The organism is Finegoldia magna ATCC 29328 (assembly GCF_000010185.1).
Classification (GTDB): Bacteria; Bacillota; Clostridia; order Tissierellales; family Peptoniphilaceae; genus Finegoldia; species Finegoldia magna_H.
Window position 1 is genome coordinate 643,924 of sequence record NC_010376.1, and the last position, 23,832, is coordinate 667,755.

General features: G+C 29.0%; 22 protein-coding genes. 13 read left to right on the top strand and 9 right to left on the bottom strand.

What is annotated here, in order from left to right; all coding sequences use genetic code 11:
- Nucleotides 1-42 precede the first annotated feature (42 nt).
- The 7 genes from FMG_RS03165 (at nucleotide 43) to FMG_RS03195 (ending at nucleotide 5,820) form a co-directional block, all read left to right on the top strand.
- Nucleotides 43-1,230 carry a DegT/DnrJ/EryC1/StrS family aminotransferase gene (locus FMG_RS03165; RefSeq protein WP_002841508.1) on the top strand — a complete coding sequence of 396 codons (1,188 nt, stop codon included), beginning with the start codon at nucleotides 43-45 and terminating at the stop codon, nucleotides 1,228-1,230.
- Nucleotides 1,230-1,808 (top strand): acyltransferase, encoded by a 579-nt coding sequence (locus tag FMG_RS03170; protein WP_002838142.1) that lies wholly within the window; start codon nucleotides 1,230-1,232, stop codon nucleotides 1,806-1,808. Before FMG_RS03165 ends, FMG_RS03170 begins: the two co-directional genes overlap by 1 nt.
- The gene (locus FMG_RS03175; RefSeq protein WP_012290493.1) at nucleotides 1,801-3,132 is read left to right on the top strand and encodes a nucleotide sugar dehydrogenase; all 1,332 of its coding nucleotides are present in this window, start codon (nucleotides 1,801-1,803) and stop codon (nucleotides 3,130-3,132) included. Before FMG_RS03170 ends, FMG_RS03175 begins: the two co-directional genes overlap by 8 nt.
- Nucleotides 3,133-3,140: 8 nt before the next feature.
- Nucleotides 3,141-4,160, top strand: a complete 1,020-nt coding sequence (locus FMG_RS03180) for a Gfo/Idh/MocA family protein (protein ID WP_012290494.1) — start codon at nucleotides 3,141-3,143, stop codon at nucleotides 4,158-4,160.
- Nucleotides 4,161-4,483: 323 nt separating this feature from the next.
- Nucleotides 4,484-5,029: an alkaline shock response membrane anchor protein AmaP gene (amaP, locus tag FMG_RS03185; RefSeq protein ID WP_012290495.1), complete on the top strand. Its 546-nt coding sequence runs from the start codon at nucleotides 4,484-4,486 to the stop codon at nucleotides 5,027-5,029.
- Nucleotides 5,030-5,038: 9 nt separating this feature from the next.
- Nucleotides 5,039-5,338: a DUF2273 domain-containing protein gene (locus FMG_RS03190; RefSeq protein WP_012290496.1), complete on the top strand. Its 300-nt coding sequence runs from the start codon at nucleotides 5,039-5,041 to the stop codon at nucleotides 5,336-5,338.
- Between the two features lie 26 nt (nucleotides 5,339-5,364).
- On the top strand, nucleotides 5,365-5,820 hold the full coding sequence (locus FMG_RS03195) for an Asp23/Gls24 family envelope stress response protein (RefSeq protein WP_002838256.1): 456 nt from the start codon (nucleotides 5,365-5,367) through the stop codon (nucleotides 5,818-5,820).
- Between the two features lie 33 nt (nucleotides 5,821-5,853).
- On the opposite strand, the gene FMG_RS03200 is transcribed toward FMG_RS03195, so the two are convergent.
- The 8 genes from FMG_RS03200 to FMG_RS03235 all read right to left on the bottom strand — a co-directional run bounded on the left by FMG_RS03200 (nucleotide 5,854) and on the right by FMG_RS03235 (nucleotide 13,460).
- Complete coding sequence (locus tag FMG_RS03200) at nucleotides 5,854-6,708, bottom strand: DegV family protein (RefSeq protein ID WP_012290497.1); 855 nt, start codon at nucleotides 6,706-6,708, stop codon at nucleotides 5,854-5,856.
- A gap of 84 nt (nucleotides 6,709-6,792) precedes the next feature.
- On the bottom strand, nucleotides 6,793-8,496 hold the full coding sequence (locus tag FMG_RS03205; RefSeq protein ID WP_012290498.1) for a sensor histidine kinase: 1,704 nt from the start codon (nucleotides 8,494-8,496) through the stop codon (nucleotides 6,793-6,795).
- Nucleotides 8,496-9,164: a response regulator transcription factor gene (locus tag FMG_RS03210; RefSeq protein WP_002838158.1), complete on the bottom strand. Its 669-nt coding sequence runs from the start codon at nucleotides 9,162-9,164 to the stop codon at nucleotides 8,496-8,498. The genes FMG_RS03205 and FMG_RS03210 overlap by 1 nt, the downstream gene beginning before the upstream one ends.
- A complete protein-coding gene (phoU, locus tag FMG_RS03215; protein ID WP_012290500.1) occupies nucleotides 9,161-9,817 on the bottom strand; it encodes a phosphate signaling complex protein PhoU in 657 nt (218 codons plus the stop codon). The genes FMG_RS03210 and phoU overlap by 4 nt, the downstream gene beginning before the upstream one ends.
- Before the next feature lie 14 nt (nucleotides 9,818-9,831).
- Nucleotides 9,832-10,584, bottom strand: coding sequence for a phosphate ABC transporter ATP-binding protein PstB (pstB, locus tag FMG_RS03220; protein WP_012290501.1), 753 nt, complete (start codon nucleotides 10,582-10,584; stop codon nucleotides 9,832-9,834).
- Nucleotides 10,584-11,459, bottom strand: coding sequence for a phosphate ABC transporter permease PstA (gene pstA, locus FMG_RS03225; RefSeq protein WP_012290502.1), 876 nt, complete (start codon nucleotides 11,457-11,459; stop codon nucleotides 10,584-10,586). Before pstA ends, pstB begins: the two co-directional genes overlap by 1 nt.
- The gene (pstC, locus tag FMG_RS03230) at nucleotides 11,449-12,318 is read right to left on the bottom strand and encodes a phosphate ABC transporter permease subunit PstC (protein WP_012290503.1); all 870 of its coding nucleotides are present in this window, start codon (nucleotides 12,316-12,318) and stop codon (nucleotides 11,449-11,451) included. The genes pstA and pstC overlap by 11 nt, the downstream gene beginning before the upstream one ends.
- Before the next feature lie 206 nt (nucleotides 12,319-12,524).
- Nucleotides 12,525-13,460: a substrate-binding domain-containing protein gene (locus FMG_RS03235; RefSeq protein ID WP_012290504.1), complete on the bottom strand. Its 936-nt coding sequence runs from the start codon at nucleotides 13,458-13,460 to the stop codon at nucleotides 12,525-12,527.
- A 142-nt stretch (nucleotides 13,461-13,602) separates the two neighbouring features.
- Between FMG_RS03235 and FMG_RS03240 the strand changes: the two genes are divergently transcribed.
- Nucleotides 13,603-14,601: an asparaginase gene (locus FMG_RS03240; RefSeq protein WP_012290505.1), complete on the top strand. Its 999-nt coding sequence runs from the start codon at nucleotides 13,603-13,605 to the stop codon at nucleotides 14,599-14,601.
- A 101-nt stretch (nucleotides 14,602-14,702) separates the two neighbouring features.
- Nucleotides 14,703-15,233 carry a DUF6648 family protein gene (locus FMG_RS03245; protein ID WP_012290506.1) on the top strand — a complete coding sequence of 177 codons (531 nt, stop codon included), beginning with the start codon at nucleotides 14,703-14,705 and terminating at the stop codon, nucleotides 15,231-15,233.
- On the opposite strand, the gene FMG_RS03250 is transcribed toward FMG_RS03245, so the two are convergent.
- Complete coding sequence (locus tag FMG_RS03250) at nucleotides 15,234-15,623, bottom strand: endolytic transglycosylase MltG (RefSeq protein ID WP_002838396.1); 390 nt, start codon at nucleotides 15,621-15,623, stop codon at nucleotides 15,234-15,236.
- A 60-nt stretch (nucleotides 15,624-15,683) separates the two neighbouring features.
- On the opposite strand from FMG_RS03250, the gene FMG_RS03255 reads away from it, so the two are divergent.
- The 4 genes from FMG_RS03255 to FMG_RS03270 are packed head-to-tail and all read left to right on the top strand — an operon-like array spanning nucleotide 15,684 to nucleotide 23,828.
- Entirely contained in the window at nucleotides 15,684-16,649 is a 966-nt protein-coding gene (locus tag FMG_RS03255) for an RluA family pseudouridine synthase (RefSeq protein ID WP_012290508.1), read from the top strand.
- Entirely contained in the window at nucleotides 16,642-18,264 is a 1,623-nt protein-coding gene (locus FMG_RS03260) for a nucleoside kinase (RefSeq protein WP_012290509.1), read from the top strand. Before FMG_RS03255 ends, FMG_RS03260 begins: the two co-directional genes overlap by 8 nt.
- Nucleotides 18,254-20,932: a PD-(D/E)XK nuclease family protein gene (locus FMG_RS03265; protein ID WP_041250594.1), complete on the top strand. Its 2,679-nt coding sequence runs from the start codon at nucleotides 18,254-18,256 to the stop codon at nucleotides 20,930-20,932. The genes FMG_RS03260 and FMG_RS03265 overlap by 11 nt, the downstream gene beginning before the upstream one ends.
- On the top strand, nucleotides 20,925-23,828 hold the full coding sequence (locus FMG_RS03270) for a UvrD-helicase domain-containing protein (protein WP_012290511.1): 2,904 nt from the start codon (nucleotides 20,925-20,927) through the stop codon (nucleotides 23,826-23,828). Before FMG_RS03265 ends, FMG_RS03270 begins: the two co-directional genes overlap by 8 nt.
- Nucleotides 23,829-23,832: the final 4 nt, after the last annotated feature.

Below are 23,832 nucleotides of genomic sequence, written 5' to 3' on the forward strand. Positions count from 1 at the left end.
TTAACTTGTATGAAATAAGAGAAGATTAAATGGGGGATTTTAATGAATATACCATTGTTGAATTTGAAAAGACAATATAAAAACATTGAAGAAGAAGTAAATGCAAGTGTTTTAGAATGTTTCAAAAATGCACAATATATAATGGGTGAAAATGTTAAACAATTTGAAAAAGAAATTGCAGAAAAAATTGGCGTAAAACATGCGATTACAGTTGGAAACGGAACGGACGCATTGATTATAGCTTTGAAATCTTTGGGAATAAAAGAAGGAGACGAAGTTATAACTACTGACTACACTTTCTTTGCAACAGCTGAAGCAATAAGATTTGTAGGAGCTACACCTGTTTTTTGTGATGTTGAATTAGACACTTACAATATAGATCCTTCTCAAATAGAAGAAAAGATAACAGATAAAACAAAAGCAATTATCTGTGTTCATTTATTTGGAAATGCATGCAAAATGGATCAAATAAATGATATTGCAAAAAGACATAATTTGTACGTAATTGAAGATGCTGCGCAAGCAATTAATTCACAATATAAGGGAAAAAATGTTGGTAATTTAGGAGATGTGGCATGCTTTTCATTCTTCCCAACAAAGAATTTGGGATGCTTTGGTGATGGTGGAATGATCACAACTAATGATGATGATTTGGCAACTATTATAAGAGCTTTGAAGGTTCATGGCAGTGGCGAAAATGGAATGAAGGCTTACGCTATATTAAATGACGAAGAAGTTGAAGTTGTAGAACAAAATTCAGGTGATAATACTGTTTACAATCCATTGAAATACTACAATTACTTAATTGGTCACAATTCTAGATTAGACGAAATTCAAGCAGCTATTTTGAGAATTAAATTAAAACATTTAGATGAATACACTGAAAATAGAAGAAGTATTTCACACAAATACATTGATGCTTTGAAAAATACTTCTTTGGTGATGCCAACTGAGACTGAAGGCGGAAAGCATGTTTTCCATTTATTCATTTTACAATCTGAAAACAGAGAAGAAATAGAATCAAAATTAAAAGAAAAGGGAATCGCTACGGGAACTTATTACAAGGTTCCAATGCATTTACAAAAAGCTTTTAATGATTTAGGATATAAAAAGGGAGATTTCCCTAATGCGGAATATCTTTCAGAAAGAACTTTTGCAATTCCATTGTTCCCTGAAATGAACGATGAGGAAAGAGAATATATTATTAATTCTATAAAGGAGATAGTATAATGGATTTTTTTGCTCATGAGTCTTGCTATATAGATGAAGAGACAAAGATTGGTAAAGGTACTAAAATTTGGCATTTTAGTCATGTCATGTCAGGATGTACTATTGGAGAAAACTGTAATATTGGTCAAAATGTTGTGATTTCTCCTGATGTTACACTTGGAAATAATTGTAAAGTTCAAAACAATGTCAGTGTTTACACTGGAGTTGTATGTGAAGATGGAGTATTTTTGGGACCTTCATGTGTATTTACAAATGTAATTAACCCAAGAGCTTTTATTGAGAAAAAGGATGAGTATCGAAAAACAACTATAAAAGAAGGCGCTTCTATTGGCGCTAACGCTACAATTGTATGTGGAAACACAATTGGCAAATATGCTATAATTGGAGCAGGAGCAGTTGTTACAAAAGATGTCGGAGATTATGAGGTTGTAGTAGGCAATCCAGCAAGGCATCATGGATTTGCATGTTCATGTGGAGAAAATCTAAAAAGAGTTTCCCTCACAGATTATATATGTGAAAAATGTGACAAGAAATATTTATTAAATGATTATAAATTGAGTGAGGTATCAAATGAATAATTTAAAAGAAGAATTATTGGGAAAAATCGAAGATAAATCTCTAGTTGTAGGGGTTGTAGGATTAGGTTATGTAGGATTGCCATTAGCAGTAGAAAAAGCAAAAGCGGGCTACACTGTTATTGGATTCGATGTACAACCAGAAAAAGTTCAAATGGTTAATGATGGAGTTAATTACATTGGCGATGTTGTAGATTCAGAATTAAAAGCTATTGTTGAATCTGGAAAATTAAGAGCTACTAGTGATTTCAAATCAGTTGCAAGCTGTGATTTCATAGCTATTGCCGTACCAACACCATTGGATATTTACCAACAACCAGACATTTCTTACGTAGAAAAATCAACTACAGATGTTTCTAAGCATTTGAAAAAAGGATCTATTGTTGTATTAGAATCCACTACTTATCCAGGAACTACTGAAGAATTAATGAGACCTATTTTGGAAAATGGTTCAGGATTAAAATGTGAAGAAGATTTTTACTTAGCATTCTCTCCTGAAAGAGTAGATCCAGGTAACAAACAATATAAAACTAAAAACACTCCTAAAGTTGTTGGAGGAATTGGTTCAGAATCTACAGAAGTTGCAGCAGCATTGTACAGAAATGTACTTGAAGGAGAAGTTATGACTGTATCTTCACCAAGAGTTGCTGAAATGGAAAAAATTCTTGAAAACACATACAGAAATGTAAACATAGGATTGGTAAATGAATTTGCCAAATTAGCTAATAAAATGGATATCAATATGTGGGAAGTAGTTGACGCTGCTAAGACAAAACCATACGGATATCAAGCATTCTATCCAGGTCCTGGTGTAGGTGGACACTGTATACCATTAGATCCATTCTATTTGACTTGGAAAGCAAGAGAATATGATGTACACATGCCAATCATAGAAGCAAGTGGTACTGTAAATGATAGCATGCCTGAATGGGTAGTAGATAGATCAATGAAGATTTTGTCTAGAAAATTCAAAAAACCATTGAATGGTTCAAAAGTTTTAATTTTAGGTATTGCTTATAAAAAAGATATCGACGATTTGAGAGATTCTCCTGCATTTGTCGTAATGGATAAATTCAGAGAAGAAGGAGCAATCGTAGATTATTATGATGGATTCAATCCTTCTTATTTCAACCCAGATGGATCTAAGACATACTCATTAAAAGAAATTAATCCAGAAGTAGTTAAGGGTTATGATTTAGTTGTAATAACTGCAGATCACACAAATGTTGATTACCAAATGGTTGTAGACAATGCACCATTTGTATTTGATACAAAATACGCTACAAGAGACGTAGAAAACAATAGAGATAAAATAGAATTATTATAAGAGGTAATATGCAAAAAATTAAATGTGCAATCATTGGTTGCGGTAGAATTTCTTATAAACACGTAGAAGGAATTGCAAACAACGATTCAGAAATAGAATTAGTTGCAGTATGCGATATTATTGAAGAAAGAGCCATAGAAAAAAGAGATGAATATTTGGAAAGATTTCCTGACAGAGATGTAAAAGTATACACAGATTACAAAAAAATGTTAGAGGAAGTCGACATCGATATGTGTTCTATTTCAACAGAAAGTGGATATCATGGTAAAATAGCTCTTCACTGCTTAGAAAAATCAAAACACGTTTTGATTGAAAAACCAATGGCTATGAGCTTGGAAGAAATTGACAAAATTAATAAATTAGCTGATGAAAAAGGATTAAAAGTTGGGGTGTGTCACCAAAACAGATTTAATCCTCCAATTCAAAAATTGAAAAAGACAATTGATGCTAATAAATTTGGAAAGATGACAAACATCACAGCAAGAGTTTTATGGAACAGAAATCAAAACTACTATAACTTAGCACCATGGAGAGGAACAAAGGCGCTAGACGGTGGTACATTGATGAATCAATGCATACACGCACTAGACTTATTGTTGTGGATGATGGACGATGAATTAGTAAGCGTAAAAGCTGAGACTGAAACTTTCTTAAGAGACATAGAAATGGAAGATTACGGCGTAATTTTGATGAGATTTAAGAGCGGTAGAATTGGATTATTAGAAGGTAGTGCCGATGTTTATCCTAAAAATCTTGAAGAAACTATTTCTGTGTTTGGTTCAACAGGAACTGCTGTTATCGGTGGATTAGCTGTCAATGAAATCAAAACTTGGGTATTTGAAGACGAATCTGAGACTGGAGAATTAAAAGATGATAAATCAATCGACAATGTGTACGGAAATGGACACACTCCATTATACAAAGATTTTATTCACGCAATAAATACAGATACTCAACCTTTAATTAATGGTCATGAAGGAAGAAAACCAGTTGAAGTATTAATGAAAGCTTACGGCTGGATTGACTAATATAACAAATTTAATATTTTAAAAGCAAACAAGCTCTTGATTTTAATCAAGAGCTTGTTTTAATTTAACGAAAATTTTTAAGCTCTATTATTTAAGTGAGTAATATATATTGTAAATTTATACTAAACTAACATGCTTTTATCAATAATTTTACATATCATATATCAACCATTCAAGTGTTTGTCTAATTTTTTAATATAAAAAATGTTTAAAAATTTATAAATAGGGTATATAAATATTAAGGGTTGAAAAAATGCACTATACTAACAATTTATATATATAAATTTGAATATTATAATATCAATAATGTACAAGGAGGTTTTATGAGTGGATTTAAAAAATTTGTCCATATATTGTTTTCAATATTACTAATTTTGTTTTCTTTAGTAATGTTTTTCACAGTATTCAATTTTGGACAAGTTAGTTATAATCTCAGAGAGTTCATGATGAATGAGGTATGCTTTTATATATTTGCTATTATAGGAGCATTAGTCTTAATTGGGGCAATTTTCATAATGTTTAAAGCAATTCTCTCTGATGATTTAAGTGATTTCTTGATTTCAAAAGACAAAGATGGAGAAGTTATGATATCTACAGATGCCCTAGAAAATACTGTTAAACGTACTGTGGATAAATATGAAGACATTAGAACTTCTAATGTTAATGTAAGAGTAAACAATTCTAGTGAACCATATATGAATTGTGATGTAGAAGTTGGAGTAAGGGATATGTCAAATATCGCTGGTCTTGGCGAAAATATAAAAGAGGACATTAGGTTAAATTTAGAAAACCTATCAGGTTATAAAGTAAAAGATATAACAGTTAAGTTCTTGGATTTGACAAAATCTACAAATAAAAGAGTAGTATAGGGGGAGAATATGAACAATAATAATATGTTGGATAATTTTGAATCCCCTGATGAAGAAAAGAGGATAGTATTTGTAAGAGAATATTCAAAAGATAAGTTTGATGAAAGATTAATAAAAAATTTATCAGGATTAAGAAAACCAACTAAATATGGAATTTTAGGTGTAATAATTGCACTTTTATTTTTGAAGCTTGGTTTTTGGGCAACAATATTAATACTACTACTTTTTGGTATAGGTTATGGTTATGGATTGTATAAAGAAGGTAATCCTAAATTTATCAGATTTTTGATGAATTTATTTAGGAAATAATATAATAAAAAAAGGAGATTAGAAACATGGAAGAAAAAAAATACAATGAAGTAAACAAGGTAAATGAAAAGAAAGCTGAAAAGGAACAAGAACAAAAACACGAATCAAAATTAACTTTTGATAACTCAGTAGTTCAAAAAATAGCTGCAATAGCTGTTAGAGAAGTACCTGGCGTTTTAGATATGGAAGGTGGATTTTTCTCAGGGATTCAAGAAACTTTCGGTGGATATGATGCTACAAAAGGTATAGAAGCAGAAGTTGGAGAAAAGGAAGCTGCAATTGATGTTTCAGTAATATTAGAATATGGAGTATCAGCAGTTAAAGTATTCCATCAATTACAAGAAGTTGTAAAACAAAGCGTAAATAAAATGACTGGATTAGATGTTGTTGAAGTTAATTGCAAAGTAGTTGATGTTATGACAAGAAAAGAATTCAATTTGAAGAATAAAAAAGAAGAAGAAAATAAGAGCGGATTAAAATAAACTAAATAAAAAGGGAAGGCAGCGCACCTTCCCTTATTTTAATGTTACAACAGCTCCATAGATATGAGGACCTGTATGTATTACAAAAAGACTTGATATAGATCTTTTATAAATTTTAACATTAGGATAATAATCTTGTATTACTTTTTCTAATTCATCTGCATTTTCTTGTAGGTTTGAATGCATTATATAGATATTGTCTATTTGATCGTTAGCTGCGAAGTCAATTATATAATTAAGAATTTGTTGGTTGACTTTTTTTCTGCCTCTTACTGCATCTATAACTTCCAAATTTCCAGTTTTTTTGATGCAAGTTATAATTGGTTTTATGTTTAATAGATTTCCAACAACTTTACTTGAGCGTTTAATACGACCACTTGTGTAAAGATAATCCAATTTGTCTACAGTAAAAAAGAAATCTTCTTTTGTTTTTAGTTTTTCTAATTCTTTTACTATTTCTTCGTAACTTATGCCATTTTCCTTCATTTTTACAGCTTTTTCAATTAGAAAACCCATTCCCATTGAACATGATCTACAGTCTATCAAATGATATGTAATTTTATCAGAGTATAAGTTTAATATTTGTCGAAATAGATTATAGGTACCGCTAATTCCGCAGCTCATGCATGTAGCTATTATATGTGTGTATCCTTCTGATATGATGTATTCTATTTTTTCAATCAAATCACTTGTTAAGGGAAGCGAACTGCTAATAGTGTTACTATTAATGTCGTTTATAACGTCGTCAATATTTTTTTCATATTTATCTTTATACGTAACTTCCGAATTGTAAATGATTTGAAGAGGGACTTCAACAATGTTGTATTCTTTGATAATTGATGGATCAACATCGGATGTAGTGTCAGTTAGAATAGCAATTTTTTGCATATTTTATTCCTTTCTAAATTTTAATACGATAATATAAACATTATACCATTTTAACGAAAAAAATACGACAAGCAGTTGCCGTATTTAAATCGTTATCGTGATTTTTGTTCCAACATCTAATTTAGATTCAAGCTCTATAGTTCCATCATGAATATCCACGATATGTTTAATTATTGAAAGTCCAAGGCCTGTAGATTCTTGTGAAGAGCGTGATTTATCAACGACGAAGAATCTTTCAAATACTCTTTTTTGATATTTTTCGGCAATGCCAATACCTGTATCTTCACAGATTATTTTAGTTTTATCATTATCTTTGAATATCGAAATCTTGATTTTACCGGAAATCTTATTGTATTTGATTGCGTTTGTAACCAAGTTTTCAATCATTTCTTTGATTAGATTTTCATTACCGTATATTAAACAATTTTCTTGTAAATCTGTAATGATTTCGATTTGTTTACTATCCAACTTGTTTTGATTGGACTTAATTATTTCATCGATTATCTTTTCAGGGTTGAAAAGAATTTTCTCAATATTATCACCAGATTCGTCTAATTTGGAAAGTTTAATTATATTATCAATTAATTCCAATAATCTCAACCCTTCTTGGTGAATAATTGATGCAAATTTGCTTACATTTTCAGGACTTACCATGTTGTTTTCAATCATTTCGGCATATCCATTTATTGAGGTAAGTGGAGATTTTAATTCATGACTAACATTTGCCGAAAATTCTCTTCTTCTTTTTTCGGCTTTGATTTTATCACTTTCATCTACCAAAAATAGTAGAACGCCATTGATATTTTCTTCATCTAATACTGGCGCAATATACATAGACAATAGAATTCCCTGCATTTCTATATTAATATGGTGTGCTGTTTTTGTAGATATTACATCTTTAATAGCAGAATGGATTTTTAAGTCTCTATTTAACGAAATAAATGGTCTACCTTCGTATCTCGAATCAGATGCTCCAAACAAAAACTCAGCAGATTTATTTACTGACAAAACATTCATATTTTTATCAAGCAAGATAAGGCCTTCTCTCATATTATCCGTAATAGTTTTTATTGTAGTAGATCTTTCTTGTAATTCATCCACATATTTTTTTATAGTTTCGTTTTTTCGCCTAATAATATTGATAAATGGTATAAGTTCATCGTAAACTGGTTGTTCTAATAATTTTGATTCTTTGTCATTAACGATGTTATCATCTAATTCATTGGCAATAGTTTCTATAGGATCTAAGATTTGTCTTACTTGTCTTCTATTAATATCGATTAATAATATTAATGATAATGCTAATATCAATAGGGTATACGGCAATAAATCCAAAATAGTTTTCAAAAAACTTGCCGATTCACAACTAACTCTAAGGACATCAGAATTTTCTTGTAGAATAGCTACGTAATACATATTTTTACCAAAACTATCAGACTTACGAGTTATTGAACCGATTTTGGATTCTCTTGCATCTTTGACTTCTTCTCTGTTATTGTGATTATCCAAAGAATTTACATTTGTGTCAGTATCATAAACTACATTTCCATTTTTATCTATAAGTGTAAATCTATTTGAAGGATTAATTATTTTAAATTTCTTAATATTGGTAATGGTATTATCACGACTATTATCGCTGATAGAATCTAAATATTGGACTTGTCGAAGTAGGGTTGTCTCTTCTTTTGATTTGTTGTAATTGTAAAATATAAAATTCTGTAAACCCAATCCAACAGCCAGGGCTATTATAATTACAAGAGAAATTCTAGTGTAAATTTTTCTTTTCATCATTCACCAGCTTTATATCCTAGATTTCTTATCGTTTTGATTATGCTAGAAGCGTTTTTAAGTTTTTGCCTTAAAGTTGCTATATGAACATCAACTGTACGTGATTCTCCTTCAAAATCGAATCCCCAGATTTTGGTCATGATATTTTCTCTAGTCAAAACTTTGCCGACATTTGATAGGAGATAGTACAGTAATTCAAATTCCTTGTAAGTTAATTCTACATTTTCTCCATCAACACTAACAGTTCTTTTATCATAATCTAATTCAATATTCTTATAGATAATTTTAGATTTTGTTTTACTTAGTGAGGATCTTCTTAGTAGTGCTCTGACTCTTGCTAGTAGTTCCATAATACTAAAAGGTTTGATCATATAATCATCAGCGCCACTATCAAGACCCACTATTTTATCGTATTCTGTAGTCTTGGCAGTAAGCATCATTACTGGGATGTTTTTTGTTTTTTCATTATTTCTGATTTCTTTTAAAATTTCAAGCCCGCTTTTTCCCGGAAGCATAATATCTAGAATAATTAAATCTATACTAGAAGAATACAATGTGGATTTGAATTCTCCATAGTCTCCAAATCCCATTGCATCGTAGCCTTCATTATTAAGTGCGTAGATAATTAATTCTCTTATGCTTTTGTCATCTTCCACACAGCAAATCATTGTGCATTTTCCTCGTATCTTTCGCCAGTAACTGAGAATATTACCCAAGTTGCAATTCTTTCTGCATTATCACCAATTCTTTCAATGTATTTTGCAACTTGAATTAAATCGATAATTTGTTCAGGATTTTCACAACCAGATTTAATCAATTCTATTGATTCTTCCATGAAGTGTGCAAAAAGTTCATCAACTTCATCGTCTTTTTTGATTACAGAATTTGCCAATTCGACATCATCATCAGTAAAAGCGTTGACACTTTCTACAAGCATTTTTTGAGCGCTTTTGCCCATGGATCTTATCATCGTCAAATCTTTTGGAAGCTGTGATTTACCAATCAACATAACAAGTTCCGAAATTTCTTGTGCATGGTTTCCGATTTTACTCATACAAGAAAGAATTCTAAGTGCTGATGAAATAAATCTCAAGTCTTTTGCGACAGGAGATTGTGTAGTAAGAAGTCTCAAACAAGTATCTTCTACTTCTTTTGACATTTCATAAATAGTTTCTTGAGAATCATAAACTTTTTGTGCTATTTCCAAATCTTGAGTTTCCAATGCATAAGTGCTTTGTTCGATCTGTCTTTCGACATTTGCTCCAAGAAAAATTAAATTATGTTTTAATTCTTCTAATTGATGTGTAAAATATTTTCTCATAATATCACCTCTTTTTAACCGAATCTACCAGTAATATAATCTTCTGTTCTCTTATCCTCAGGTTTTGAGAACAGTATATCAGTATTATTAAATTCTATAACTTCACCTGTCAAGAAAAATGCTGTCTTGTCAGAAATACGAGCAGCTTGTTGCATGTTGTGAGTTACCATTACTATTGTGTATTTTGATTTTAAATCTTGGCACAAATCCTCAATTTTGTTTGTAGAGATAGGGTCAAGAGCAGATGTAGGTTCATCCATTAATAACACTTCAGGTTCAACAGCCAAGGCTCTTGCAATACAGATTCTTTGTTGTTGACCTCCTGAAATTGAAAGTGCATTCTTTTTTAAATTATCTTTTACTTCATCCCAAATTGCTGCACCTTTTAAAGATTTTTCTACAATTTCATCTAACTTAGCTTTATTTTTTTCTCCATGTAATCTTGGACCATAAGCGATATTATCATAGATGGACATAGGGAATGGATTAGGTTTTTGAAAAACCATACCGACTCTTTTCCTTAATAAGTTTACGTCGTAATTTTTATCGTAAATGTCTTTACCATCTAAAGTTATTAAACCTTCGATTCGACATCCATCAATAAGATCATTCATTCTATTTAGACACTTAAGCATTGTAGATTTACCACAACCAGAAGGTCCGATAAAAGCAGTAATTTCATTAGATTTCATTTCCATGTTGATTTTCTTTAGAGCTTGAAAATCATCATAATATAAATCAACATCTTTTATACTTATCTTAGACATTATTTACTTCCTTTCGTTAATTTTTTTCCTATTAAATTGGAAATTATATTTATTATTAAAACTAAAATTACCAATACAACGCCAGTTGCATAAGATTCTTCTACATGAAAACCTTCAGAAGATAATACGTACATGTGTAATGCTAGACTTCTTCCAGATTGCATCAAACTTGATGGCACACGAGGATCTGTTCCTAATGTAAACATCAATGCAGCGGTTTCTCCTACAACTCTTCCTATTGAAAGAATAATTCCAGCCATGATTCCAGGCATTGCGACAGGAAGTAATACCTTTCTTATAGTATACAACTTTCCAGCTCCTAATGCATAACTACCAGCTCTTAATTCATCATCGATTGATAACAAGGCTTGTTCACTGGCTCTAATTATTAATGGTAGCACCATTATGAACATTGTAAGAACACCTGATATTAAAGAATATCTAAATTTTAATCTCATTACGAATAATAACATACCAAATAAACCATAAACTATTGATGGAATACCAGATAATGTTTCTGTTGCAAGTCTGATAAGAGTAACTACTTTAGAATTCTTCTTAGAGTATTCAGACAAATAAATTGCTGTAAATATTCCGATAGGGCTTGCAATTAATAATGTAAATAAAACTAACATGATAGTAGTTTTAATTGAAGGCATCATTGATACGTTTTTGGAAGTATAGTGATTTGAAAACATATTGGGTTTTAAATGGGGAATACCATTAACTAGCATGTAAATAATTAAATAAAATAATACAGCTAAAGTAATAAAAGCCATCAAATAAATAAAACCTTTAATGATTCTACTTTTAGTTTTATTTTTTCTTAAATTTTTTAAACTATTTGTTGATACATCAATAGAATTATTTTCCATTATTTACACCTCTCTTAATCAAATTAAATATTAGATTTATTAAAAGTATAAATACGAATAATACCATTGCAGTTGCAATCAAAGCATCTCTATGAGCACCAGACGCATAAGCCATGTCCAATACGATGTTAGTTGTCATAGTACGCGTTCCTGAAAAAATACTTTTTGCTATTACAGGTTGATTTCCTGCAACTAAATACACTGCCATTGTTTCTCCGATAGCACGTCCAATTCCGAGAATTATTGATGATAATATACCAGACTTTGCAGCAGGAACTACAACTCCCATTACAGCTAATTCGTGACTAGCTCCAAGTGCAACACTTCCTTCATAATAAGAATCTACAACAGTATTTATTGCACTTTCAGATAAAGTGATTATAGTAGGTAAAATCATAATGCCTAGCAGAATAGAAGCTGTGACTATGTTCATACCAGTTCCTCCAAAAGCTTTTCTAATCATAGGAACGATAACTACCAAAGCAAAGAAACCGTAAACTATGGATGGAATACCAGCCATTAAATCAATACAAGGTCTCAAAAAATTATATAATTTTTTTGGACAGAACTTTGCAAGATAAATTGCTGTGAAAATTCCGATAGGTACTCCTATAATTATGGAGCCAATAGTTACATAAATACTACCGATAATCATTGGAAGTATACCAAATTGAGCAGGGACATCGACCGGAGCCCAATCTTTACCAAATATAAAATTAGTTAAGCCAACTTTTTTTATAAAAGGCATTGATTCACCAAAAATGAAAAAACATATCAAAACTATCGCAAAGATAGAAGTCAATGCTGATACTAAAAATACGTATTTCATTATTGATTCAGATAAATATTTCTTTTTCATATTAAATCCTTTCTACATTTTTATCACCTTAATATTATCAAGAGCTTGTAAAATTAATGCGATAAAAATGTTAATTAAATGTAAAGTTTTTTAATTAGTATCGTGAAAATCTATTGAAATAGGGAAATATTAGATTTTACAAATGTAAAATAAAATTTTTTAAAATAAAAAACAGACCTCATAAGAGATCTGCCTTTTGAGAGGAATTATTTAGAAATTTCTGACCAAGATTTAACTTTACCTGTGAAAATATCTTTTACTTGTTCTAGAGTTAAATCTGTTGCGTTAGTATTTTCCTTGTTTACTATAACTGCTATACCATCAATAGCGATAGGTTGTGATTTTAATTGTTCTTTTTCTTTGTCTTTTAATTCTCTTGAAGCCATTCCAATATCACAAACTCCTTCGATAGCTGAGTTCATACCAGCTGAAGATCCTGTTGATTGGATTTCGATTTCTACTTCTGGATACATTGCTTTGTAACTTTCTGCGATTTTTTCCATTAATGGAGAAACCGAAGTTGAACCTGCAAGAACAATTTTACCTTTTTGAGAATTTTTGTTATAAGGTTTAGCTTCTTGAGGAAGTTGTTCATATCCTTCTTTTTTAACAATTTCTTGTCCTTCTTTTGAAAGAATATAATCTAAGAAATCTTTTGGAAGTGGTTTTAATTCTCCTTTGTAAGCAATATTAAATGGTCTTGAGATTTTGTAGTCTCCTTTTTGAACATTTTCTGAAGTTGCTTCAACACCGTTAATTTTAACAGCGTTAACTTTGTCATTTAAAGATCCCAATGAAATATATCCAATAGCGTCTTTATCTTGACCAACAGTCATCATAACTGCGTTTGTACTGTTTTGTACGATTGCAGATGCTGCTGTTTTGTCTTGTTCTTTTCCGTCAGCACCTTTTTCTAAGATTTTTGTGATTTCTGTAAATGCTCCTCTAGTACCTGAACCATTTTCTCTTGATACTACGTGGATTTCTCCTCCAGCACTTTCGTTTGATTTAGAATCTGTAGAAGTAGTTTCTGTTTTGCTTGAGTTGTCTGATGTTTTTCCATCGTCTTGTTTTGCACATGCTACCATGAATACTCCAAATACAAGCATCATAGCAACTAACATAAATTTTTTGATTTTCAAATAAATCATCCTTTCATATTTAATTCACTAATAGAATACATGTTATGTTTAAAGTTCATATAATGTTATTGTAAATTGTATGTAAAGTTATTTGTTAACATTTTTTAAAAATAAAGTGTTATACTATTTTTAGGGGGAATGTATGAAAAAATTACTATTGATTACAACGGGAGGAACCATAGCTTCTGTTGCTACAGATAAAGGATTAGCTCCAGGTCTTCAGGCTAAAGATATTTTAGAATATGTAAAATTTAAAAAATTTGATTTCGAATTGGATACTATTAGTTTATTTAGTATTGATTCAACAGACATTAGACCGAAACATTGGTTACATATCAAACAAACTATAAAAGAAAATTACGATAAATATGATGGATTCGTAATAACACATGGAACTGATACGTTGGCATATACAGCATCCGCTTTGGGATATTTAATTCAAAAAAGTCCTAAGCCAATTGTAATTACAGGTGCCCAAAAATCTATTTCAAATGATATTACTGATGCGAAGAATAATTTAATAGATGCATTGATATTTGCAAGCAAAGAAAAATCACACGGTGTTAATATCGTGTTTAATGGGAAAGTTATTTGCGGGAATAGAGCCAGAAAAGTTAGAACAAAAAGTTTCGATGCTTTTGATTCTATAAATTATCCACTAATTGCAATAATCCATGATGGAAAAGTTTTAAGATATATTGATGACAAATCAGATAATGAAGTAGAATTTTACGATCATTTAGATGACAGCGTGTATTTGTTGAAATTAATTCCATCGATGAGGTCAGATATACTAGAAGATATTTTTGAAAAATATGACTGTATTATCGTAGAAAGTTATGGAGTGGGTGGAATGCCTGCAGGAATATCTGAAGAATTTCTAAGATTAATGGATCGATACTCTACTAATAAGATAATTGTAATGACTACACAAGTTCCACAAGAAGGATCAGATATTGGAGTATATCAAGTCGGAATGAGAATTAGAGAAAAGCTTGATGTTTTAGAATCAAAAGATATGACATTGGAATCAGTAGTATGCAAAATGATGTATGTTATGGGAAAGCACAATAGAGATATTCAAAAGATTCAAGATGAATTTTATTCAATAATAAATCACGATATTTCGATAATAGAATAATAAGATTAACGATAAAGTATTTTTTTAAATATTTTATCGTTTTTTATTTGCAAATTTTGAAAAGTTTGAGATATGAATTATAATTTAGTTAGAGGAAAATTATGAAAAGAAATGTAGATTTTTATGTAAAAAAAAGAAATGAATTGATTGATCTGTTAGATGAGGAGAAAATAACAAAGCAAGAATTTATTTCAAGGAACAACGTATTGATTAATAGTTTTAATTTAAGACCATTTACTGAAATTAGAACAGTAAATGAGGGTATTTTTAACTATCAATATTATAATTTAAAAGCAAAAGAATACAATACAATAGCTAACAAGTATAAGAACAAGAAACATAAAAAATATCTTGCATCATTAAATAAATGCAGGAACTATTATTTAGAAAAAGATAATACTATTTTAAAAATACTAGAATTGATAGAATACAAAAATGTGGAAGCATACTACATAGACATTTTGTCTTACAGAATTAGGGATAATCTTTTTGAAATTGTACTTAAAGATTATGAGAAGATGATTTTTCACACAATAAATGAAAATATTAAACAACATTTGATAGCAAATAATGTTTTTGAACCAATAAAGAAAAAATCCCTTATCGATGATTATGTCAATAAGGGATATTAATTATTTCTTTATTTGATTTACTATTTCTTCTGTAGTCATATTTTTATTTAATTTGTAATTGCCATCTTTAAAAGCTGTAACATTATTTTGTTTTAAGTAGTCCAAGAATTCTTGTTCATTTTTTATTATGTTTCCACTGATTAAAATCTTGGATACATCCAAGTCTTTTGCTTCAGGTGGAATTGTGATTTCAATGTCTTTTACTTCGTCAGTAACTTGTTGGATTTTTAAATCCTTTGAATAAGTTTGAGAACTTGTGTAGTTTTTAGAAAACATTGATTCAATTGTTTTGTAAACATAAAATGTTGTGAATACTAGGATGAGTAATAATAACAAAAGCTTTGCAAATTTATAAATAAAGTCTACTATTATATCAATAAAATTTTTCATTTTTCACCTTCCTTATTAAATTATAATGATTTTTTAACAATTTTTCAAATAGGAGTAATAATGAGACATATTAATATAGATAATTCAAATAGCAATCAAAGAGTAGATAGGTTTCTTATGAAATTGATGCCAAAAATGAGCAAAAATCATATCCAAAAACTTATTAGAACTAAAAAAATAAAAGTAAATAAAAAAAGGACAGAACCTGATTATGATTTAAAAATTGATGATGTAGTAAATATTTATTTGTACGATGAAGTAATTGAAAAATATCAAGATAATAAAATATACACTGCTGATGATTTTAATTTGGATATAATTTATGAAGATGATGATTTGATATTGATAAATAAAAAAACTGGAGTATTATCTCACGCAGCAAACCCACAAGATTATGGGAAAAATATAGTAGACATGATGGTAAGTTATTTGATTAAAACAAACCAGTTTAAACCAACACAAAACTCTACATTTACACCAGCTTTAGTTAATAGATTAGATCGAAACACATCTGGTATTGTCGTTGGTGCAAAAACATACGATAGCTTGAAATATTTCAATGATTTATTTAAAAAACACGAAATTACCAAGATTTACGAAACTATTGTAGTTGGCAATCTCAAAGATCAAACAATTGATTTGGCATTGGAAAAAGATAATGATAAAAACAAATCTGTAATAAATTCTAGTGGTAAAAAAAGCATGACTAAAGTATGGAATGTGAAGAATTTCGGAAAATATTCTCTAGTAAATGTTGACTTGTTGACTGGAAGAACTCATCAGATTAGAGCTCATTTATCTCATATAAATCATCCAATTATAGGTGATATTAAATATGGAAACAGAGAAGTTAATAAATATTTCAAGAATAAATACGATTTGAATTTTCAATTATTGCACTCATACAAGCTAGTATTTCCAGAAAAAATGGGAAAATATCAAAAATACGAATCTATGGTTTTTGAAAGCAAAAGAGATGATTTATTTGAAAAGATATTGAACGATTTGGAGAGCAAATATGATTAAGATAATTAACAACAATAAAATATACGACTATGAAGATAAAACGATTTATGATTATGCTATTAAATATGGATTCGAAGATAGCATTGTCGCATTAAAAAACAATAAACTTGTCGATATTATGAGTTATGTTGAGAATGGAGATACAATTGAGTTTGTAAATGAAAAAAGTGTTTACTCACAAGACACATTGATGCAAACTGGTATTTTATTGTTGCTATTGGCATTTAAATTAAAATTTCCAAAAGACCAATTGGAAGTTGAATACACAATTGGTGACTACATGTATCTTGAATTTGAAAATAACAACGAAATTCATTTTAAAGATTTGGAAGAAATTCGAAAATTAATGGACGATTTGATTAATCAAAATCTGAGAATTGAAAGAGTCAAAGTTTCTAGAAAAGAAGCTTTTGATATTTTCGAAAAGGAAGGCTACATTCAAAAATCAAGACTACTAAAAAGTCTAGATAAAGAAGAGGTTTATCTGTACAAATGTCTGGATCATTACTTTGGAATAGAAGGATTTGTTGCTCCATACACTAGGTTTTTGAAACACTACAAACTTATAAATTATTTTCCGGGAATTGCATTAAGTGTCAGCAAAACTGGTGAATTTACTGATTTCAAAGAACAAAAAGCACTATCAAAAATATTTTCCAAATCAAAAAAATGGACAGATATGTTGGATATAGGATATGTGGGAAGCTTGAATGAAAAAATTCAAGATGGGAATATGGATTTTTTAGTTAGTGTTAATGAAGCTTATTTTGAAAACCAAATTTCTTATATAGCAGATAAGATAATTTACAATAATGCAAGATTAGTACAAATATCTGGTCCTTCTTCATCTGGGAAAACCACTATGGCAGAAAGACTTTCTGTGCAATTAGCCGTTAGAGGTAAAAAGCCTATACCTATTTCTATGGATAATTATTTTGTGAATAGAGTAGACACGCCTTTGGATGAAGATGGAAATAAAGATTATGAATCTATTAATGCACTTGACTTAAAAACATTTAACACAGATTTAATGAGATTATTAGAAGGAGATTATGTAAACCTGCCAATTTATAATTTCATTACGGGCGAAAGAGAATATGGCGACACTTACACGAAACTAGATAATAATGGAATTATAATTGTCGAAGGAATTCATGGACTAAATCCAAAACTTACAAGTCTAGTTCCAGAAAAAGATAAGTACAAAATTTATGTGTCAGCATTGACACAACTTAGTATTGACTGTCACAATAGAATTTCAACTACAGATATGAGACTTATGAGAAGAATGGTAAGAGATTTTGTTCAAAGAGATAAAAGTGTCGATGATACATTATCTGAATGGCCAAGAGTTCATGCCGCTGAATATATCAATGTTTTTCCTTATCAAAATGAAGCAGACAGCATAATAGACTCATCATTAATTTATGAAATTAATATTTTGAAAAAATACGTTTTGAAATTAGTAGATAATTATGACAAGAATGGTCCAAACTTTACAGAAATTGAAAGGTTAAAGTCGATTTTGAATTATTTTATAGAAATCAAAGACGATTCAATAGTTCCTAAAAACTCGATTTTGCAAGAATTTATAGGAGATTATGATGAACAATAGAATTGTATACACTAATTCAAATTCTTCAAAACTTTTTGACGATAATATATCTTATTTAAAAAATCAGATTACGAATGGAAATACTGATTTTATTTTGATTTTGCCAAATAGAAAGTTAATCAAAAATATTCGAAACAAGTTTTTGAAAGAACAATCAGTGTTATGTGATGTGAAGATATGGACTATTGACGATTTAGTGAATGCTTCAGATATTTCAACTTATTTGACAGACCTTATTTTGAGAATAGCTATTCAAGAACTCATTGATGAGGGTGAGTTTGAAGATAATAAATTCTTCAATTCGAATGGAATGATAAATTCATCCAAAAGATTTATTTCTGCATGCAAGTATTCAAATAAAAGCATAGGTGATCTTGGAGAAATTTCAACACACAATATTAGCTTGAATATTTTGAGCAAAGTATACCAGAGATACCAAAAAATTATGAGTCAATATAATCTTCTGGATAAATTTGATGCTTATGAAACACATAATTTCAACATACAAAAAAACAAGGATATTTACATTCATGGATTCAGTGAGTTTCGTCCAATCGAATTGGAAGTTATAAAACAGTTGGAAAATTACGATATCAATGTCTATGTTTTTGTCGATTATTATAATGAATACAAAAGCAAATTGGCAAATCAATTGCAAGATATTGGATTTGAAGTTGTTCAAAACGATGAAAAATCAAACCCGAACAAATTTATAGAAAAAAAGGTTGTTAAATTAACCAACGAAATATTAGAAAAAGACAGACTAATCGATGAGATTGCAAATGATTCATATATCTATGACTATAATAAAATGGCAATTCTTTTAGAAAAGGATTCATCAAAAAGAGAAATACTGAACACTTTAAAACTACACGATATTCCAGTTTTTGGAGACGATTATATTTCATACCGAGACTACAAAATTTTTTCTGATATTATTAATTTATTAGATAAAAATAGATCTTTCAAGCAGTATATTTTTTCTTTACTAGATAGTTGCTTTCTTGAATTTGATTTGAAAGATAAAATTAATTTCAGAAACATATTGTCGGATTTTGATTTTGACAAATGGGAAGATTTAGAAAAAATTTTAAAATTAAATGTAAATTACGGAACTAATTTAAAAATTCTAGAAAAAATTAAATCATATTACCATTCTTTTATAGAAACGGACAATATGATTTTGTCTAATCTTATTGAGCTTGTTCAACAAAAAGAGAGCGAGGATGTAGGATTTAAATTGTTTGCTGAAAAACTTTTAATAATCCTTGAAGATTTGGACAAAACACATGATGAACTTGTTAAAAAATCGAAAAACATTAACTCTTATTTGATAGATTTGATAAAAATTTTGAAAGTGGATTCTACAGATTATTTAGTTGATGGAATTAGAATATACAGCTTGACAGATATTAGGCTTTCAAACTACGATGTTTTATACGTCGTAAATATGAATGATGATGTAATTCCAGGGAAGATGAATTATGATTTCTTTAACAACGAGGACAACATAGTTTTTCTACAAAAAAATGGAATTGATATTTTGTCTGATGCAGATAATAGAAGACGAAATATTGACAGATTTATTGATGCTGTTAGCAGAGCGGATAGCAAAATTTATCTATCGTATAATACTGAAAGCAATGTAAAATCAAGGTTGATTTTAGATAAAAACATAAAACAAAATCAAAAAATCGCTAAAATTAATTCACAAAACATCAAAAAAGTCGATACCAAAAAATTACACAGTATATCAGTTTATGAAAAATACTCTCTAAAACAACATTTGAATAGAATTGAAAGTAGAATATCATCAAAGGATATTTCTGATTTTGAAGTAGACGATAAGACTACTCAATATATTTTGAGCAAAGAATTATCATCAACTAAACTTGAAACATACTTTGAATGTCCAATGAAATTTTATTTTAGATATTATTTGAAACTAAGACCACAAATAAAATCAAGACTATTGGATATTGGAACTATTTTGCACAACACATTAGAAGAATTTTATGGAATTAATATTTCTCAAATAAAAGATGCTATTGATGGGAAGTGTGAATTAGATATATCCAGTTTAGATGGTTTACTTAAAAATTCATTTGAAAAGTTCGGCTTAAACACAGATATCAAGGAAAATGAATTCGATTACGAAAAATACTTAAATAAACTCAAAGATTTTGTGCGAACTGATATTTACAATATGAAAAACGAACCAGAGAAGTTCTATCCATTCAAATTAGAGGAAGATTTTATCATTAGTTTGGATGAAAGTACGAAATTTACTGGAAGAATAGACAGAGTCGATAAAACAGATTCAGGTAAGATTCGATTAATAGATTACAAATTATCAAAGAATAGTTTCAGAAAAGCAAAAGATTTGGATAAGAACAAAGGATTTCAATTTGCGATTTATTCTTCCTATGGAGATGTTGTAAGCTGCAAATACAAAAGCATTAAAGATAATGACGAATATGAATTTCTTCAAAATATTTCAAAGGATCAGTTAGATGAAATAATGATTCAAAAAGTAAATGAGTTCAGAGAAAACATTAGAAATAAGAGATTATTTATAAAAGCGAGTGATGATAATTCTTGTAAATATTGCGATTATAATAAAATTTGCAAGTTAAAGAACACAGAAGGAGAAGCTAGCAATGATTAAATTTAGCGAAAATCAAAAATTAGCTTATTCTACTATAAATCAAAATGTGTGTGTAAATGCAGGCGCAGGAACTGGTAAAACAGAAGTAGTATCTGAAAGATTTAGATATATGTACGAGAAAGGAATTGATATCAAAAGTATCGTGTGCATAACTTTCACCAACAAAGCTGCTGATGAAATGAAGGATAGAATCATTCAAAAGCTAAATAATCCTAGATTGATTGACGATATAAACGTATCTACGATTTCATCTTTTTGCAAAAAAATAGTATCAGATAATTCGTACTATTTATCTATAGATCCTAGTTTTCAAATCATAGAAGATGATCAAGCTAACAAACTGCTCAATGAAATTTTTGACAAAATCCTAGAAAATAGAATTGATTTTATCAAAAAGCTTGGTAGAAAGTTAGATATTTCATATTCAGATACACTTAAAATTATCAGAGATTCATTCAATAAATTAAGAACCAACAACATTGATTTTAAGCTAATCAAAAGAGAAACACTTCTTCTATTAACTAATTTAAGAAATGTTGATGATGAAGATATAATCGGAATCAAAAATTATCTTTTCGATTTAAAAGAAGAATCAGGTAGTATCAAAGGACTTACAAAAAATAGCAGACTTTACAAATTTTTGCATGATGATAAACAAAACCTGGAAATTCAAGAATTTACTCAATTTTTGTTAGAAAGTTATGATAATTTGGGAGAGAGCAAGAAAGAAAATGTTCAAGAAATTATAGATGAAATTAACAAGAAAGTTGATGCTATACTTTCTAATAAAGAAAAACAATATGTAGATTTGTATGAAGGCTTTTTTGATATTTTAATAGATATTAATAGGGAGTATTCAATAAAAAAGAATGAAAAAAGCTTTCTAGATTTTAATGATATTGAAATGATGTGCAAAAAAGCTTTGGAAAATGGAAATATTCTTAAATCTTGTAAACAAAAATACAAATATTTTATGATAGATGAATATCAAGACACATCAAATCTTCAACGAGATATTTTTTATATGTTGTGCAGCGATAACGAGACTTTAGATAGAAATAATCTTTTCGTAGTAGGTGATCCTAAACAAGCTATATATAGCTTCAGAGGAGCTAACATAAAAGTATTCGAAAAAACTAGAGAGGACATCAAAAAAAGCGGCGGAAAAGATATAACTTTCCATGAAAATCATAGAACTCATCCAAATATTATGGAACCGATTAATTATATTTATTCCAATAAAATGAAGGATAGATATGATAGCTTAATTGCAGTTAATGAGGTGGGAGATGTTATCGGTAGAGATGAGTTTAAGCTCAACAATAAGGATGCAAAAACAAAAGATGATTCAACAGATGTTCTGGTTTCTTACATCAATAAAGATAATTTCAAAGACACTGCAATCTTAGCTAGAACCAAGAATGATTTCTCTGAATACGAAAAAAGTTTGAATAACAGAAATATTCCGTATTATATTTTCGACAAACAAGGATTAGAAGAGTGCAGAGAAATATTAAATCTGATTCAGTTCATAAAATATGCAAGGTACGGTGATGAAATAAGTAAAGTAGGAATTCTGTCTAATGTTTATGATGTGGATTACAATGAAATATTAAACCAAACTGAAAACTATCAATCAACTATGAAAAAAATTGATGAAGAAGTTGAGGATTTCACTGAAAATCTTACAAAATATACGATATATGATTCAATATCCAATTATATTGAGAAGATTGATTATTTTAGATTATTTGATAATCTTCAAGCAAAAGCAAATGTTATTAAATTTTTGGAAATTGCAAAGCAATTTGATTCCAACAACTACAGTGTAGAAGATTTTGTAGAGTATTTTGAAAATAACAGTAATTTATATCAAATGTCTTATGAAGACGAACACAGCGATTTGGTCAAACTTATGACTATTCATAAATCAAAAGGTTTGGGATTTGAAAAAGTTATAGTGGATAATTTGTCAAAACCTTCGAATAACAAAGATAAATTTCTATTATTTATAGACAACGAAAACATTCAGATGCAATTCGTATTGGATTTTCCTTTTTCAAAATTTAGAATGTCTAAAGTTAAGAAATTAATAGAAGAAGAGGAAGACTACGAAGTTGATAACGTGTATTATACAGCATTCACTCGTGCTAAAAAAGAATTGTCGTTTTCAAATTCGAAAAAATCAGGACATTTTAAGCAAATTAGTCCATATATTGAAGATTTGCAACAAAGAGGTAGCATCAAGTTTTTGGATATGAGAGATATACCTTTTTTATTAGAAACAAAAGAAATTAATTTCAAAAGAACAGAACCGAAAAAAGTTGAAATTGAAAAGTTTATTCCTATTGGTATTACTAGTATATTAAATTCTGACGAAGAAATTTTTGAAGGTAATCTTCAAAAAACTACAATAAATTATATATTGCTCGGTAATTTGGTTCATATGTATGCAAAATTATCTGACGGAAGCAATATTCCACATATCACAGAAGTAGATTTCTTAAATAATGATGAAAAGAAAATTTTCGATGTTGCAACTGAAAATTTTAACAAATTTATAAAAGATTTTTCCGATTATAAAAATGAAATGGATTTTAATTTATTGTACGAAAATCTTATGATTTCTGGATTTATGGACAGAGTAGAATTTGATGATAGTGAAATAAAAGTTTATGATTATAAAATAAGTTCACAATCACAAGAATACTTGTACGAAAAATACCACATGCAATTGAAGTTTTATTCTTACGTTTTGAACAAAAAATACAATAAAAATATTAAAATGATTCTTGTAAATTTGAGAAAAGGATATGTAATAGAGAAACATTACGACAAAAATTGTGAACAAGAGGTTGAAGATTTTCTTAACAATTATTTAAATCAATTGAATTAGCTAA